The sequence below is a fragment of the Caballeronia sp. LP006 genome (assembly GCF_031450995.1).
Taxonomy (GTDB): domain Bacteria; phylum Pseudomonadota; class Gammaproteobacteria; order Burkholderiales; family Burkholderiaceae; genus Caballeronia.
On the sequence record NZ_JARTVW010000005.1, the window covers coordinates 2,668,198 to 2,682,510 of the forward strand.

The following is a 14,313-nucleotide window of genomic DNA, read 5'->3' on the forward strand; positions in this document are numbered from 1 at the left end:
TTCTAAACCGCCCGTGTCTTGCACGGGCGGTTTTGGTTTCAGGCGGGGGATTTGGGGCTGCGACCCACATACTCCTTTAGAGCATCGCCGATTTCGCTGATGACCGTTTGCCAGATGGTGACGCCGTTCTTGTTGTCGTCTTTCTCTCCGAGTTGCCGGAATACCAGGCGGACGATGGGCAGCATGGACACGGCGACCAGTGAAGCCAGCACCACAAGCGGCGCCAGCAACAACTCGACATGCGATGAATAGTTTCGGGCTGAAGAACCGAAAATGCGCCAGCCGAACGTGATAATCCACGCGGCTAGCATGACGAGAAGAACTGCGATCAATCCGGCCATACCGATGAATGTGTAATGCCTGAACCTTCGATATTGCCGTCGGTCGGCAACCTGCTCTCTCAGTAAATACGGATGCACTATCGTTGTCACTGATAGCTCCTCAGCGTCGGTATCCAGATAGACCCGTTCGTCTCGCACTTTCGCCGACCCAGCTTCTGCGTTCATGAAACCCATCCCATTTGCCCCAACTTGATCGTCATTGCGCCTTGGCCGACATGAAACTGTTCGCTCAATTTTTTTATGCTCGTGATATTCCTTTTGTCGATAAGAATGTCGACCGCAAAACCCGGGATGAGCAGCTCCAGCGCGAAAGTATTGGCTTGTAACTCGACCAATCTTCGCGGCACTTCCACGAACTGCTTCGCCGTATCGACGAAGGAATTGCCATGTCTGAGAGCGAAGTGCCCAAGTTCATGCGCAATTGAAAATCGCTGCCGCCGTTTCCCCTCGCGCGAATTGATGTAGATATGCGGTTTGCCGTCCACTCTCTCGAAGCGCCCGAAAACCTCGCCCATATCAGGATCGAAGTTGACCGTTACGCCTGCCGCCCGCGCGATGGCCTCCGGATCGACCGGCAACCGACCATCCCAGTACTTCGAATATAGATACTCCGCCGTTCTTATCGGCATAATTCCTGCCCTCCATCAACAAAATAACCCTCGCGTCAATTACTTCGTCATCCTTCGCGATTCTGTCGTCTGGAGTCTATCATCCACGATACATCTATCCTGCGCACCTCATCCGAATGGCCAACGCGTAACGCGTGACTCGCCTGCAAGAACGAGTCACGCAAAGCTTGTTTAACTCTCGATGAAAGCCAGCAAGTCCGCATTCACCTTATCCGCCTCGACCGTGCACATGCCGTGCGCGCCGCCCGGATACACCTTCAACGTCGCATTCTTCACGATCTTCGACGCCTTCTCCGCCGCCGCGCCGATGGGCACGATCTGGTCGTCGTCGCCATGCAGAAAGAGCGTGGGCACGTCGAACTTTTCGAGGTCGGCCGTGTAGTCCACTTCCGAGAACTGCTTGATGCACTCGTAATGCCCCTTGATGCCGCCGCGCATGCCCTGCAGCCAGAACAGGTCGCGCACGCCCTGCGAAATCTTCGCGCCTTCGCGGTTGTAGCCGTAGAACGGCATCGTCAGATCCTGATAGAACTGCGAGCGATCCGCAGCCACACCCTGGCGTATGCCGTCGAAAACGTCGATCGGCAAGCCGTCCGGATTTGCCTCGGTCTTGAGCATGAGCGGCGGCACCGCGCCGATCAGCACGGCCTTGGCCACGCGCTTCGTGCCATGCCGGCCGATGTAATGCGCGACCTCGCCGCCTCCCGTCGAGTGGCCGACGAGCGTGGCGCCCGTGATATCGAGCGTGTCGAGCAGCGCGGCGAGATCGTCGGCATAAGTGTCCATGTCGTTGCCTTCCGACGGTTGATCCGAACGACCGTGTCCGCGACGGTCGTGCGCGATCACGCGGTATCCCTTGCCCGCGAGGAAAAGCATTTGAGCGTCCCAGGCATCGGCGTCGAGCGGCCAGCCGTGCGAGAACACCACCGGCTTGCCGCTGCCCCAGTCCTTGTAATAGATGGAGGTGCCGTCTTTCGTCTTGATCGTGCTCATCGTGTGGAACTCCTCGAAAATCCAACAATTGGGAGAAGCGCGGTTTCCGCGCTGCAGCCTGCGCCAATGGCGATGCCTATCACGCACGCGCGCGATTTCTGCAGTGAAGTGTGAAGCGATTGTGTGACCGGCGGACGTGATGCGAACGGCAAAGCGCCGCATCCGAAGCGCGTGCTTGCCGAAGCCTGGAAGGGATCGAGGCGATGGCGGTCCGGACAGCGACCGTGGCGCAAGCCCTCAATTGATACGCGAAAAATTATGAGTGCGCCAGTGTTGAATCGACGGGAGTGGATATGGACCGGCTTTACGCGATCGCGCGCGCCCACAAGCCGCGCGTGATCGAAGACGCGGCGCAGGCGTTCGGTTCGAGCTGAAACGGCAAGCGGTCGCGTCTTCCGGATTCGGGAGGGAAGGACAGCGGCGCAATGGCCGCTTGCACGCAGAAGATGTGAAAAAACCTCGGCGCGGCGCCAGGTCGAACATCACGCCGGCGCAAAGCCTCGACGAACGCCCGCTGCGTCAAGCCATCAACGATGAAACCTCAAGCCGGCGCGGCGCCACGCGGCAGCGCCTGCGTGACCTGACGCGCCACCGCGAGATATCGCGCGGCGGTATCGGCGAGCGTGAGCCCACCAAGCGGACGATGCGAGCGAGGCTCGGTCAGCGCGCGCACGAGCGTGTCCGCATAAGCGTCGATATCGTCGGGATCGCAGAGATGCACGCCCGGAAAATCCGCCGCGAAGCTGAACGGCCGAATGGTGCTCGCCACCACCGGCACGCCGGACGCGAGCGCCTCCAGAAACGCGATGCTATGCCCTTCCGAACGCGACGGCATGGCGAACACGTTCGACGAGAACAGCAGTTCCGCGACATCCGAACGCGGACCTTGCAGACTTACGCGATCCGACAATCCGAGCTTGGCGATGAGATCGCCGACCGCCGCGTGATACGCCGGATCTTCGATCACGCCGCACAACAAGAGCCGCGCGGACGGCACTTTCTCGACGACGCGCTGAAACGCATGCACCGTGGAAAGCTGGTTCTTCACCGACGTATAGCGGCCGATCTGCACGATCTGCGCTTCCTTCGTCACGCTGCCGGCCGGGCGCTTGCCGAAGCGCGCCATGTCGACGCCATTCGGAATCAGCGTCATCGAAGGATGACGGCCCACCGCGTCCACGTAATCGTCGATATTGGTCGGCGACACCGCGATCACCGCGCGCGCCCGCCGCGACAACAAACGCTCGACGCGCCTGAAGGCTTCGCTCTCGAAGTCGTTGGTGGCCGAGTGCATCACATAGACGATCGGCACGTTGAGCGGCAGCATGCGCGCGTAGAACGCGGGAATGGTCGCGTGCGCGAAGAGCACGTCGGCGCGCGCGTCCTTGATCGTGCGATACAGATGCCACAGCTTGCCGAAGCGCCCGTACATGCGCTCCGGGAACAGACACTCCACGCCATTCGCGACGAGTTCCGCCTTGAGCGCCGTGAAATCGTCGTGCGCCGGCACGAGTGAGGCCACCGCCACCGACTCGCCGCCCTTCTGCTGATGAATCGCCAGATCTTTCGCGAGCACTTCGGCGCCGGACAGACGCGGTGCAAGTACGAGGTGAACTATGCGCATTCAAGCCTCCCTGACGATACGAAACAGCATCCATGACGCCGCGGCGCCGAGACCGAGCGTCATGGCCCAGGCAATACCCGTCACGCCCCACAGGTGCGTCGCGATGGGCACGGTCACGCACAGCACGATGGCCTGCACGATCGACGCGTGCGTCGCCACCTTAGGCATGCCGACCGCGCGCAGCCACGACACCAGCACCGCGATGATCGCGCCGATCGCCATGTTGATCACGAAAATACGGAAGAGCGGCACGGCCGAAAGCCATGCCGGTCCGAGCACGAGATTGAAGAGCGGCTCGGCGGCCAGACGCAGCACGATCACGAGCACCGTGAGCCCGACGCCCGCGATCAGCAGATAACGCGTGAAGAGCTTGCGCGCGCCTTGCGTATCGCGCCGGTGATGCTCGGAGAATGTCGGAAACAGATACTGCGACATGGCGATGGCGGCATCGGCGAGGAGCATCTGCGCGAGCTTCGACGACATCTGATACGCGCCCAGTTGCATCGGCCCGAGCAGCTTGGCGACGACCACCTTGTCGAACTGATTGAGCAGCAGATTGACCACGCTGCCCGCCCAGATCCAGCGGCTGAAACCCACGTAATGCGAGATGCCCGCAACCGAGAAACGCAGCGGCGGACGCGGCGACATGCTGCTCCAGGTGAGCGTGGTCTTGAGTATCTCGCCGGCGACGAGGCCGATCAGCACCGAGTAGGCGCCCGCGCCCGAGAGCGCGCAGATGAGGCCGATGGCGCAATCCGTGAAACTCGCGGAACACTCGACGCCCGCGAGCTTCTGGAAGCCGCGCTGCCGCGTCACGATGAAATACGCGGGCGATGCCACGCCGCGCACGATCGGCAACACGGCTGCAAGCAGGATCAGCCCGATCGAGCCGCTCATATGGAACTGGCTGCTCATGAACGGCGCGAGCACCGCGAGCAAGAGACCGATGAGCACGCCGCGCATCGCGAGCGTGGACCACACCGCGCCGAGCTCGTTATGCGTGGGCGCATCGCGGCCTTGCACGACGGCTTGCGCGAGCCCGGTATCGGACAAGGATTCGGCGATAGCCACCGCGAGCAGCGCGATGCTGACCGCGCCGATTGCCTCGGGTCCGAGAATCCGGCCGATGGCGAGAAACTTGACGGCGACGAAGCCGCGCACGACCACTTGCTGCAGAAGCACCCAGAATGCGGCGTCCTGCTGGAAACGCCCGCGCGCCGGTATGAAAGGTAGCCGGACAGATCTCACTCGAATTCCCCGCGCTGCTGTTATTTCGTTGGCGTGGCGTTCGCGCTTGAGGCCTGGCGCGCTCGACCACCTTGCGCGTCGCGCAACGCTCCCATTCCGGACGACGGGTGCGCGCGTGACGCCGCTTCTTCTTCAGGCGACTGTGCCAAAAGTATCGTGGCAGCGGTTGCGGCGGACGACAACGCGTAGTCGAAATCGGCCCGAAATGGGTGTCAATGCGGGTTGACGAATTTCAAAGCGTGTCCCCGCACACAGGGCGTACGCGGAAAAACGCTGAAATTTGGCCGTTGCGTACGCAGTGGCGATGCTAACGTCGGTTTCGTCGGCGTTATCGCGTGGCGCGAGCCATCTCGCGCTCAATGTGCGTTCACATCTGCCGGATGCAACGGTGAAATCAATGGCGAAAGATCAAGTCCTCATCATCGAGCCCAATTTCAGCGGGCATCGCTGGCGTTATGCCGAATGGGCCGCGAACGCTTACATGGAAGCGGGGTATCGCTGCATCATCGTGACCGAGCCGGGCAACGCGGCGCATCCGCTCGTGAAGAAGATTCAGGAGCAAGGCGGCGATGCGCTCGAAGTCATGATGGTTGCGCCGCCCGTGCGTCATGGGCGCGGCCTGCACTCGGTCAGCTACGTGCGCGCGCATCAGGACTTCAAGCATTTCTTCGATACCGCGAGCCGTGGGCGTTCCATCGCGCTCGTCGTGGTGCCTTACGTCGATTACTTCCTGCTCGCTTTGCCGTTCCTGCGCTCGCCGTTCGGAAAGACGCCGTGGGTCGGCATCACGATGCGTTCGAATTTTCATCATCATCTCGTGGGTGTGCGTGCGCCGCGCCGGCCGCTCGTGAATGCGGTGAAGGGAAGACTTTTTGCGCGCGCCATTCGCGTGGGCGGCATGAAGACGCTGCTGACCATCGACCCGACCTTGCCGGACTGGTGGAAGCGCAACGTATCCGCCGCTCGCGACACGACCTCGATCGAATATCTCGCCGATCCGTTTCCCGACGCACGCGCCGCCGAGCCCTCGGCGGCTCGCGAGCGCCTCGGCTTGTCCGATGGACTGCATGTGCTCGTCTACGGTGCGATCAACGAACGCAAGGGCCTTTTCGAACTGATCGAAGCGCTCGCGCAACGCCCGAGTGCGCAGTCGCCGACGCTCGTCATTGCCGGCGCTCAGGACGAAGACGTGCGCGCTCGGCTCGCAACGGCAATCGCAAAGTTGAAGGCGCCCGTGCCCGTGGTGTTCGACCGCTTCATTCCCGCCGAGATGGAGCTTGATCTCTTCTCGGCCTGCGATGCCGTCTGGCTCGGATACAAAGGGCACTACGGCATGAGCGGCGTGCTCGTGCAGGCGTTCCGCTTCGGCAAGCCGGTGATTGCTACGGCGGATGGCTTGATCGGATGGTTCTGCCGCACGGGAGAGCTTGGGCCTGTGGTCGACGAGCTTTCGCCCGCTGCGATCAATCAGGCGCTCGACGATGTGCTCGCACGACGCGTGGCGCCGTTCGCATCGGGGCATCTGCTGGAGCGCAATACGCTTCTGCAATTCAAGGAGACGTTGCGGCAGGCGGTTTGATGGCGTTTTGCGGTGCATCAACGAGAGAAGCCGCCTTTCCTCACGAAAGGCGGCTTCTTTTTTCTTGCTCCCGTAAGCCAATCAAGCCTGCGGCTCAACCGCCGAAACCGGCACCTCCGCCTTCCGCTTCGCCGGAAAGAGCGCGTCCCGAATCTTCAAGAACGGAAACTCGACAGCGCGCGTGGTCACGTATCCCACGACGATGGCAATAGCGAACTGCGCGCCCATGATTGCGAACCAAGCGGGAATGGCCGGCACATGCAGCGCCGCAGCCCGGCGAATGAGCATGTCGCCCGGAGCCAGCGCCAGCGAATGCCAAAGATAGATGCCGTACGAATACACCCCGATCCATCCGATCACGCGATAAATCATGCTCTGCCTGGTCGACTTCGAATATTCGAGCGTCAGCACGATGAGCGCGCAGAAGCCGATCGCCTGGATCGTATAGCCGATGCTCTGATCGAGCGCCACGTTGCGCGTTCCGAAGACGAGCCACAACACGACGCCGACGACCATCGCGATCAGCAAGTGCTTTTGCGCCGCAATCGAACGATAGATATTCGGCTTGAGCCAACGAACGGTCGCGAGCATCACGCCGAACAGCAAGCTGTCGATGCGGTATTGCGTATAGAAGAAGGTCTCCTCGAGATGCCCGTTATAAACCGCGATACTTCGTGCAACCAACACCACCACGCAGATCGATCCCAGTACGGCAAGAATAGTCTTGAAATCCGCACGCCACCGCGCCAGCACGATCAGAAGCAACGGCAGGAACAGATAGAAATGCTCTTCGACGGCAAGACTCCAGGTCTGTGCAATCGACGAACCAAAGAAGTTCTGCATGTGCGTGAGGTTCTGCACGAGGAAGGTATCGGTCGGATGCCGTCCCGCCACCACATGAAACAGAATCAGCGCGTAATAAGCAGGCCAGATCTTGAAGATCCGACGCACGATGAAGCGCCCCGCATCGATACGTTCCTCTTGCGCGTATTGCCTGAGCAGCAATCCGCCGACGAGATAGCCGCTCAGCGTGAAGAACAAATTCACGCCTTCGTGCCCGAAGCTCTTGAGCGGATACTCGATCGCCGCGATAAACGCGCTACCCGTGGGATACGAATGGAAGTGATATCCCATCACCGCGATGATCGCGAGACCCCGGATGAAGTCGAGCTCGATCGAGCGACTCGCTCCCTGAATGCGCGGCACGCCGAACAGGCTCATGTCTTCCCCCTTCTGCGAAGGTCTTTCTGTTGTAGTTGACGCCGCATTTGACTGTCCCGTCGACGGCGCGCGCACGCACGCTCGTGCACGAAGAACGAGCATCGCGGCTGTCCAATAATCGGTCCAGACTATCGTTGCGATCCGCCAGAATCGCGCAGTTAGCCGACATCGGCGAATCTCGTATGCGCGCTCGGCAACAATGTCTTTAAGCGCTCACGGCGAGCGTGGTGCGGCGCACATGGGCGTCCGTCGTTTCGCGCCTAACGCTAGTCGCAAAACGCCGCCGCGACGGCATGCTCGAAAACCCGCTGATATATTCGACCCACAAATACGGGGCTCCCGGAACCGTCGCATCCATCAACAGCATCACGAAACGAAACGCGACTCAGGCTTTCCGGGTATGCAGCGGCAGACGCCGCGAGGATATGAAGCTCGAAGAGCTTTGCGATCTAAAGAGAACGCCATGCGCAACAAGTTCGCCGTCGTCTGGATCTGGCTCTTCCTGCTGCCGCTCGCTTTCGACTTCAAGGCCGCCGAGACAGCCAGCAAGGCCATCCAGATTCTGCTCACCGTGCCTTCCATCGGCGCCGCCATCGCGCTTATGCTGATCGGACCGCGCTTTGCTTATCGCTCGCGGCTGCGCACGGTCATCACGTCGCTCTTCATGCTCACCATGGTCGGCAGTATCGCCACGCAGGTGTTGCAGGGCAACGACTCCGGCAACTACATGCGCGTGATTCTGCCGTTCCTCCTGATGCTGCTCGGCTATTTCGTCGCATGCCGTCCGTGGGACTCTCAGCGTCTCGAACAGATCGAACGCGCAATGTACTGGTCGATGATCGCCTCGCTCGTCTTCAGCTTCGCCTACGGCATGGCAACCGGCGGCGGCCTCGACAGCGTGCGCTTTCGCATCGTCTCCGTGACGTTCCTCTGCTTGCAAGGACTGTTGCTGCATGAGTTCGTCATCGCGCGGCGCGTCACTAAGTTCACCGCGTTGCTGTTTCTCGGCACCGTCGTGATCGAACTGCTCAGCGTGACGCGCAGTCTGCTCGTCGGCACCATCCTGCTGTTCATTTATGCGACCTGGCTTGCCGCGCCGTCCATCCGCCATCTCTTCACGGCCGGCTTGCGCGCGGTCATGATCGCGGCGCTTCTCGGCGCGATGGTGGCCGCGTCTGCCGCGTTCTTCCCCAGTGTTGCCGAGCACTGGGCGCAGCGCATGTCGTTCTCGAAAGACACGGAGTCCGGCCGCGATCCGACCACCATCACGCGCCTTGCCGAGATGAAGGATCAATACGATCAGACGATGGCCTCGCCACTCTCCGTCGCGGTCGGTCTCGGATACGGTCACGACTATCGCTATTCGCCGACGTATCTGCCGGACCTCGCCGGTCAGATGACCAAGAAGGATTTCTACGCGATCAAGGAATGGGCGGCCGGCCACAACTTCTGGGTCTATCAGTTCTTCGCGGGCGGCATCATGTTCGGTATTGCGTTGCCGATCGCGTTGCTGTGGGCGCTCTATCGCGGCTCCATGGCGTATCGCGCATGGAAGCATCGCGCGCCGGATGTGATGTATCTGCCGGTGCTCGGACGCGCGTTGCTCGTGGTCGCCTCGCTGCCCGCGACGTCGGTGGGCGGCAATCCACTCGGCAACCGTTTCTCGGGCATCGTGTTCGGCGTCGCGCTCGGTCTGCTGGTCGCCGCCTATGCGCGCATCGCTCATGCATTGCGCACGCGTGCGGCTGAGACGGCGGCGCCGCGGCCATCGTTCAGAAGTCCCTTCGGTCCCGTGCATCCCGACATGCAGCCGTTTTTCGAGCCCACGCCCGATGCCTTGCCGACGCACGCATCGCACGCACCGGGCCTCACGCATGGTCATCATGACGACGGCCGGCGCGATTCGCCGCCGGGCGCGAGCACCTTCGCGCCGTCCGCCTGACACAAGCCAGTTCATACGCCATGAAGATCCTGCATCTGCTTTCCACTGTCGATCCACGCGCGGGCGGTCCCATCGAAGGCGTGCTGCAAAGCGGCATCAGCATGCAGACGATGGGCCATGAGATCGAAGTGGTCTCACTCGACGCACCCGATGCACCGTGGCTCGCGAGTTTTCCCCTGCGTCTTCATGCGTTGGGGCCGGCGCGCGGCTTCTACGGACTCACGCCGAAGCTCGTGCCGTGGCTCAAGGAACACGCAACGCGCTTCGATGCCGTGATCGTCAACGGTCTCTGGCAGTATCACGGCTACGGCACGTGGAAGGCTCTGCGCGACAGCAGCGTGCCCTATTACGTGTTTCCGCACGGCATGCTCGATCCGTGGTTCAAGCGCACGTATCCGCTCAAGCATCTGAAGAAAAGCCTTTATTGGCCGTGGGCCGAATATCGCGTCCTGCGCGATGCGCGCCGCGTGCTGTTCACGACGCAGGAAGAGCGACTGCTTGCACGCGAGTCGTTCAAACTGTATCGCGCGAATGAGGAAGTGGTCGCGTTCGGCACGCGTCCGCCGCCCGCCGATTCCACCGCGTTGCGCGAAGCGTTCCTGGCGAAGTTTCCGCAACTCGCGGGCAAGCGCACCATTCTGTTTCTCGGCCGTATTCACGAGAAAAAAGGCTGCGACTTGCTGCTGAAGGCGTTCGCCAACGTGCGCGATATCGACACGAACGCGCATCTCGTGATGGCCGGTCCCGACGACGGCGAGTTCGCCGCCAATCTGCGTACGCTCGCCAAGGAACTTGGCATCGAGACTCGCATGACGTGGACCGGCATGCTAAGTGGTGATTTGAAGTGGGGCGCGTTTCGCACGAGCGATGTCTTCGCGCTGCCTTCGCATCAGGAGAACTTCGGCATTGCGGTTGCGGAAGCGCTGGGTTCGCGCTTGCCGGTGCTGATCTCCGACAAGGTCAACATCTGGCGCGAAGTGAAAGAAGACGGCGCGGGAATCGTGACGACCGATACCGTCGAGGGCGCCGCCGATGCGTTATCGACCTGGCTGCGCATGGATACCGCCAAGGTCGAAGCCATGCGCGAGCAAGCGCTCAAGACCTTCATGCAACGCTTTCATGTCGACGCCATGTCGAAGGATCTCGTCCGCGTGCTGCGCGAAACGGCGGGACCGCGCGGCGGCAGGACCGATGCCTTGCGTTTGAAGCGGCAAGCCGGTTGATGCGTGCTTATTTCGCGACCAGATTGGCCTTCAGGTAATCGACGAAGCCGTTCTGCGTGGCGATGATCTTTTCCGCGCAGCCGTTGTAGTCCGAGCCGACGGTGCGCTCTTCGCCGTACATGTCGCGGCATTGTGCATATAGCACGATGGTTGCGCCACTGCCCTTCGCCGTGCGCGTCGCCGAATAGACCGGCTTGCCTGAGCCTGAAGGCATGTCGGTGTCGATCGCGACATCGTCCGCGCGCAACAGACGTTCCTTCGAACTTTTTTCCACATACGTCTTCGTCAGCTTCCAGGCCGCGTCGCATTGCGCGGCGTCGTTGCATTCGACGGTCGCGTTGCGCTGCGCCTCTTCGAGCGATTGCTCGGTGCGCGTGAAGCGGCCAGCCTTCTGCGCCTCGGTTTCGGAGAACGAGCAGGCTAAGAGCAAGAGCTGGGCAAGTGTCAGGGCGATAAGCAGTTTCACGAGCGATATACCTAAAAAAGCCGGGTGTGGACGGCGATTATAGCGATGCCCGCTCGCACGCATCAAAACGAAACGCCGCCGGTCCTCGACGACCGGCGGCGTTTTGCGCTTCAGGTGCTGCTGCCCTGCCTCACGCCTTGCTCAGATCACCCGGCATATGCATGGCCGATGCGGCCATCGGCATTTCCTCGGTGACGATACCCTTGAGCGGCGTGCCGGACGAAGAGACGAGCGTCGCTGCCGGCGTGCTTTCATCGTTCTTCAGCATGCGGCCGAGATGGCTACCGAGACGCAGGGTCATCGCGGCGATCGTGATGGTCGGGAAGTTTGCGCCAACCGTCGGGAACACCGAGCTGCCCGCCACATACAGGTTGCTCATGCCGTGAATCTTCAGGTTGCGATCGACCACGCCTTCCTTCTCCGAGTCGTGCATGCGCGTCGTGCCCATGTGATGCCATGTGCCTTCGAGCTGCGCGGGCCACGGCTTGCCTTCGAGCGGCTCGTCGAGCTCCACGTCGGCCACGCCGCCGCGCTTCAGTTCCTCGGCAAGAAGCGTCACCGTGCGATCGAAGGTGCGCTTCACGAGCTCGGTCACTTGCCAGTCCACCGATACGCGATTCATTCCGAGCGCGTCTTTCTGCGCCGAGAGCGTCACGCGGCTGTCGCGATTCGGCTCCGCTTCCACGATCGTCTGAATCTTCACTTCGGTGATGAGCGAACGCGGTTGCAACAGACGCGCAAGACCGAAGCACGCGGTATCGACGGGATGCGCCATCATGGTCATGAGGTCGCCCGCCATGCTGTAGCCCGGCTGATCCTTCTTGAGCATGGCCTGTTTCGCGCGGATCAACGCTTCGGAACCCTCGGTGTTCTCACCACGGAACACCGAATAGAACCACGAGCGCGCGTTCAGGAGCTTCTCGCGTTCCAGCACGGACTGCGTGAGCGCGAATTGCGAAGAGATGAACGTACCGTGTGCCGAGACCGCCTTGTTCTGATAGTGATACTTGATGTCGTAGAGCTTGTTGCGCGCCCATTCCTTCTTGAAGTTCACCTTCGCCGACATGATGCGCGGATGGTCCATGAAGTAACGGCCCACCAGATCGTTGCCGTTGCCAAGACCCGCCTTTTGCACCTTATTCGACGACAACAACAGACGCGCGTTCTCGATACCGCCTGTCGCGAGCACGAAGACCTTCGCGCGAATCGCAAAGCGCCGGCCGCTGATGGTGCCGATATCGACCTTCGTGACGGTGCGTGCGTCGGTGTCGGTGTCGATGTTCATCGCGTTCGCGTACAGCATCACGCGCACGTTCTTCGCATCGAGCAGATGCTTGCGATACACCTTGCCGAAGCGCACCGGCGGGCTGAACTGCGAGATCGTGTCGCGCACCTTGCCCGTCGGGAATGGATGACGCTTGACATCCGAACGATGAATCGCCGCTTCCCAGTAGGCCGGATCGAAATTATTCTCGCCGAGCTGCAGCAGTTGATGCGTGCGCGCATAGTAAGGGCGCAACTCGTCCAGGCTGAAAGGCCAGCCGCTGTCTTTCACCCAGTCGCGCTTTTCGAAATCCCACGGATCGAGCGGACGGCACCAGCCGCCCCAGCAATTGCTGCTGCCGCCAAGAAAGCGGCTGCGGCAACCATCGGCGAACTCGTACGGCACGCCGACGTTCTCGCCGCGATACAGATCGCGCGTTTCGTCGTCCGCTTTGTACCCGCCGCTTTCCAGGAGGCACGCGTCGATGCCCTGCCTTTCGAGTTCGAGCGCCAGCGTGATGCCGGCCACCCCCGCCCCGACGATGCAGACCGTGGTATCGATTACCGCGCCTTGCTCTACGCTTCGGCTGTCAATGAACATGCCCCGTGCTCCTTCTTACTCGTGCTTAAGCGGTGTGCCATGTTGCCGGCAATGCACCGCGCCCCTGACCCGTTGTCCAAACGCCGCATCCGGTTGCGAGTCGTCGCTCGTCTTGGCGACGCATCTTCTTGCCGGATTCAAACGATCCCGACGGCGCCCTGTACGCCATATACGCGCTATTCGCGCTTGTTCGCGTGTGCTGCCGCAGGGCTCCGCATGAGCTTGCAAGTCTCCTTCGCTGTCGGTTCACGAAAGCCCGCCGTGATACGCGGCATCGAATGTCCGCATCACGCCGCGCGCGCTTTGTCTCCGTGCCTCAGATGTCTTGTGCTTTTAAAAACGACCGGGCCGCGTCGATCACGAAGCGCGCGACCGCGATAAAACTCATGCAGGGAAGCGTTTTTTGATGAAGCGCACTGGGTTGCCGCCATACACGCCTTCCGCATCGAGCGAACGATGTACGACGGAAAGCGGTGTGACGACTGCCGAGCGCCCGATGGTCACGCCCATCTGCACCACGCATTTCGAAGTGATCCAGACGCCGTCTTCGATCACGATCGGTGCGACCTGCAAGTCCATGTTGCCGCCCACGTCGTGCGAGCCGGTAGTGAGAAACCCGCCCTGCGAGATGCAGACGTTGGAGCCGATGCGAATCGTGGTCTGGTTGTAGATCCAGGCATCGACGCCGAACCAGCAGTTGTCGCCGACCTCGAGATTCCACGGCGCCTTCACGCGAATGGGATGCGGCATGCGGCAGTTGCTGCCGATACGCGCGCCGAATGCGCGCAGAAGCGCCACGCGCACAAACGAGACCGGAATGAGCTTGTTATTGATGAAGCATGCTTCGATGAAGAACCACACGAGCTCGGTCAGAAAGCCGCGCTTCGCAACGAAGTTGCCGGGACCCGCGAGCGACAGGTCGATGACCTTGCCCGACGCCGTCGCGCGCCGTGTGGCAGTCTCGCCAGCGTTGCCATTTCTGGCCGCGCCGATGCCACGCTCTTCGATCGCTCTGTCCATTAGGAACCCCCGCCCCAGTCACTCCGCTTCACTACTCGCCCAGCTGCCCGCATACTGCCGATTCATTGCTGTGCAGCGCTTGTCGCACGGTGCCTGTCATCGAGCGCGCTTTTGTTTTCTGGCGACTCGTGTTTGGCCTTGTCCTTAGGTACGCTTCAAGGCG

Annotated in this window: 12 protein-coding genes and 1 pseudogene; 4 read left to right on the forward strand and 9 right to left on the reverse strand. The window is 61.4% G+C overall.

Features of this window, described 5'->3' with window-relative positions; all coding sequences use genetic code 11:
- Positions 1 to 38: 38 nt before the first annotated feature.
- From P9250_RS29055 to P9250_RS29065, 3 genes are all read right to left on the reverse strand, one after another.
- Positions 39 to 506: a hypothetical protein gene (locus P9250_RS29055; RefSeq protein WP_310396511.1), complete on the reverse strand. Its 468-nt coding sequence runs from the start codon at positions 504 to 506 to the stop codon at positions 39 to 41.
- Positions 503 to 970 carry an ImmA/IrrE family metallo-endopeptidase gene (locus tag P9250_RS29060; RefSeq protein ID WP_309962614.1) on the reverse strand — a complete coding sequence of 156 codons (468 nt, stop codon included), beginning with the start codon at positions 968 to 970 and terminating at the stop codon, positions 503 to 505. The genes P9250_RS29055 and P9250_RS29060 overlap by 4 nt, the downstream gene beginning before the upstream one ends.
- A 171-nt stretch (positions 971 to 1,141) precedes the next feature.
- Complete coding sequence (locus P9250_RS29065) at positions 1,142 to 1,963, reverse strand: alpha/beta fold hydrolase (RefSeq protein WP_244826023.1); 822 nt, start codon at positions 1,961 to 1,963, stop codon at positions 1,142 to 1,144.
- 287 nt (positions 1,964 to 2,250) lie between these two features.
- Here P9250_RS29065 and P9250_RS29070 point away from each other — a divergent pair.
- A pseudogene (locus P9250_RS29070) lies at positions 2,251 to 2,334 on the forward strand (DegT/DnrJ/EryC1/StrS family aminotransferase); the annotation flags it as partial.
- A 170-nt stretch (positions 2,335 to 2,504) separates the two neighbouring features.
- Here P9250_RS29070 and P9250_RS29075 read toward each other — a convergent pair.
- On the reverse strand, positions 2,505 to 3,587 hold the full coding sequence (locus P9250_RS29075; protein ID WP_310396513.1) for a glycosyltransferase family 4 protein: 1,083 nt from the start codon (positions 3,585 to 3,587) through the stop codon (positions 2,505 to 2,507).
- Complete coding sequence (locus tag P9250_RS29080; protein ID WP_310396515.1) at positions 3,588 to 4,835, reverse strand: oligosaccharide flippase family protein; 1,248 nt, start codon at positions 4,833 to 4,835, stop codon at positions 3,588 to 3,590.
- Between the two features lie 397 nt (positions 4,836 to 5,232).
- Here P9250_RS29080 and P9250_RS29085 point away from each other — a divergent pair, with 397 nt between their 5' ends.
- Positions 5,233 to 6,414: a glycosyltransferase gene (locus P9250_RS29085; RefSeq protein WP_310396517.1), complete on the forward strand. Its 1,182-nt coding sequence runs from the start codon at positions 5,233 to 5,235 to the stop codon at positions 6,412 to 6,414.
- 81 nt (positions 6,415 to 6,495) lie between these two features.
- Here the strand turns inward: P9250_RS29085 and P9250_RS29090 are convergent, their stop codons facing one another.
- Positions 6,496 to 7,635: an acyltransferase gene (locus tag P9250_RS29090; RefSeq protein ID WP_309844132.1), complete on the reverse strand. Its 1,140-nt coding sequence runs from the start codon at positions 7,633 to 7,635 to the stop codon at positions 6,496 to 6,498.
- A 463-nt stretch (positions 7,636 to 8,098) separates the two neighbouring features.
- Here P9250_RS29090 and P9250_RS29095 point away from each other — a divergent pair, with 463 nt between their 5' ends.
- Positions 8,099 to 9,577: a hypothetical protein gene (locus tag P9250_RS29095; RefSeq protein ID WP_250465396.1), complete on the forward strand. Its 1,479-nt coding sequence runs from the start codon at positions 8,099 to 8,101 to the stop codon at positions 9,575 to 9,577.
- A 20-nt stretch (positions 9,578 to 9,597) separates the two neighbouring features.
- Positions 9,598 to 10,800: a glycosyltransferase gene (locus P9250_RS29100; RefSeq protein WP_250509396.1), complete on the forward strand. Its 1,203-nt coding sequence runs from the start codon at positions 9,598 to 9,600 to the stop codon at positions 10,798 to 10,800.
- Between the two features lie 7 nt (positions 10,801 to 10,807).
- On the opposite strand, the gene P9250_RS29105 is transcribed toward P9250_RS29100, so the two are convergent.
- From P9250_RS29105 to P9250_RS29115, 3 genes are all read right to left on the reverse strand, one after another.
- Positions 10,808 to 11,266: a hypothetical protein gene (locus P9250_RS29105; protein ID WP_310396521.1), complete on the reverse strand. Its 459-nt coding sequence runs from the start codon at positions 11,264 to 11,266 to the stop codon at positions 10,808 to 10,810.
- Between the two features lie 130 nt (positions 11,267 to 11,396).
- The gene (locus tag P9250_RS29110; protein ID WP_310396523.1) at positions 11,397 to 13,130 is read right to left on the reverse strand and encodes a GMC family oxidoreductase; all 1,734 of its coding nucleotides are present in this window, start codon (positions 13,128 to 13,130) and stop codon (positions 11,397 to 11,399) included.
- A 384-nt stretch (positions 13,131 to 13,514) separates the two neighbouring features.
- Positions 13,515 to 14,150 carry a DapH/DapD/GlmU-related protein gene (locus P9250_RS29115; protein ID WP_310396525.1) on the reverse strand — a complete coding sequence of 212 codons (636 nt, stop codon included), beginning with the start codon at positions 14,148 to 14,150 and terminating at the stop codon, positions 13,515 to 13,517.
- Positions 14,151 to 14,313 lie beyond the last annotated feature (163 nt).

Excerpts from the sequence above, each read along its gene's own strand:
- P9250_RS29055 (WP_310396511.1), bottom strand. The coding sequence starts at position 506 with ATGAACGCAGAAGCTGGGTCGGCGAAAGTGCGAGACGAACGGGTCTAT.
- P9250_RS29060 (WP_309962614.1), bottom strand. The coding sequence starts at position 970 with ATGCCGATAAGAACGGCGGAGTATCTATATTCGAAGTACTGGGATGGT.
- P9250_RS29065 (WP_244826023.1), bottom strand. The coding sequence starts at position 1,963 with ATGAGCACGATCAAGACGAAAGACGGCACCTCCATCTATTACAAGGAC.
- P9250_RS29075 (WP_310396513.1), bottom strand. The coding sequence starts at position 3,587 with ATGCGCATAGTTCACCTCGTACTTGCACCGCGTCTGTCCGGCGCCGAA.
- P9250_RS29085 (WP_310396517.1), top strand. The coding sequence starts at position 5,233 with ATGGCGAAAGATCAAGTCCTCATCATCGAGCCCAATTTCAGCGGGCAT.
- P9250_RS29090 (WP_309844132.1), bottom strand. The coding sequence starts at position 7,635 with ATGAGCCTGTTCGGCGTGCCGCGCATTCAGGGAGCGAGTCGCTCGATC.
- P9250_RS29095 (WP_250465396.1), top strand. The coding sequence starts at position 8,099 with ATGCGCAACAAGTTCGCCGTCGTCTGGATCTGGCTCTTCCTGCTGCCG.
- P9250_RS29100 (WP_250509396.1), top strand. The coding sequence starts at position 9,598 with ATGAAGATCCTGCATCTGCTTTCCACTGTCGATCCACGCGCGGGCGGT.
- P9250_RS29110 (WP_310396523.1), bottom strand. The coding sequence starts at position 13,130 with ATGTTCATTGACAGCCGAAGCGTAGAGCAAGGCGCGGTAATCGATACC.
- P9250_RS29115 (WP_310396525.1), bottom strand. The coding sequence starts at position 14,150 with ATGGACAGAGCGATCGAAGAGCGTGGCATCGGCGCGGCCAGAAATGGC.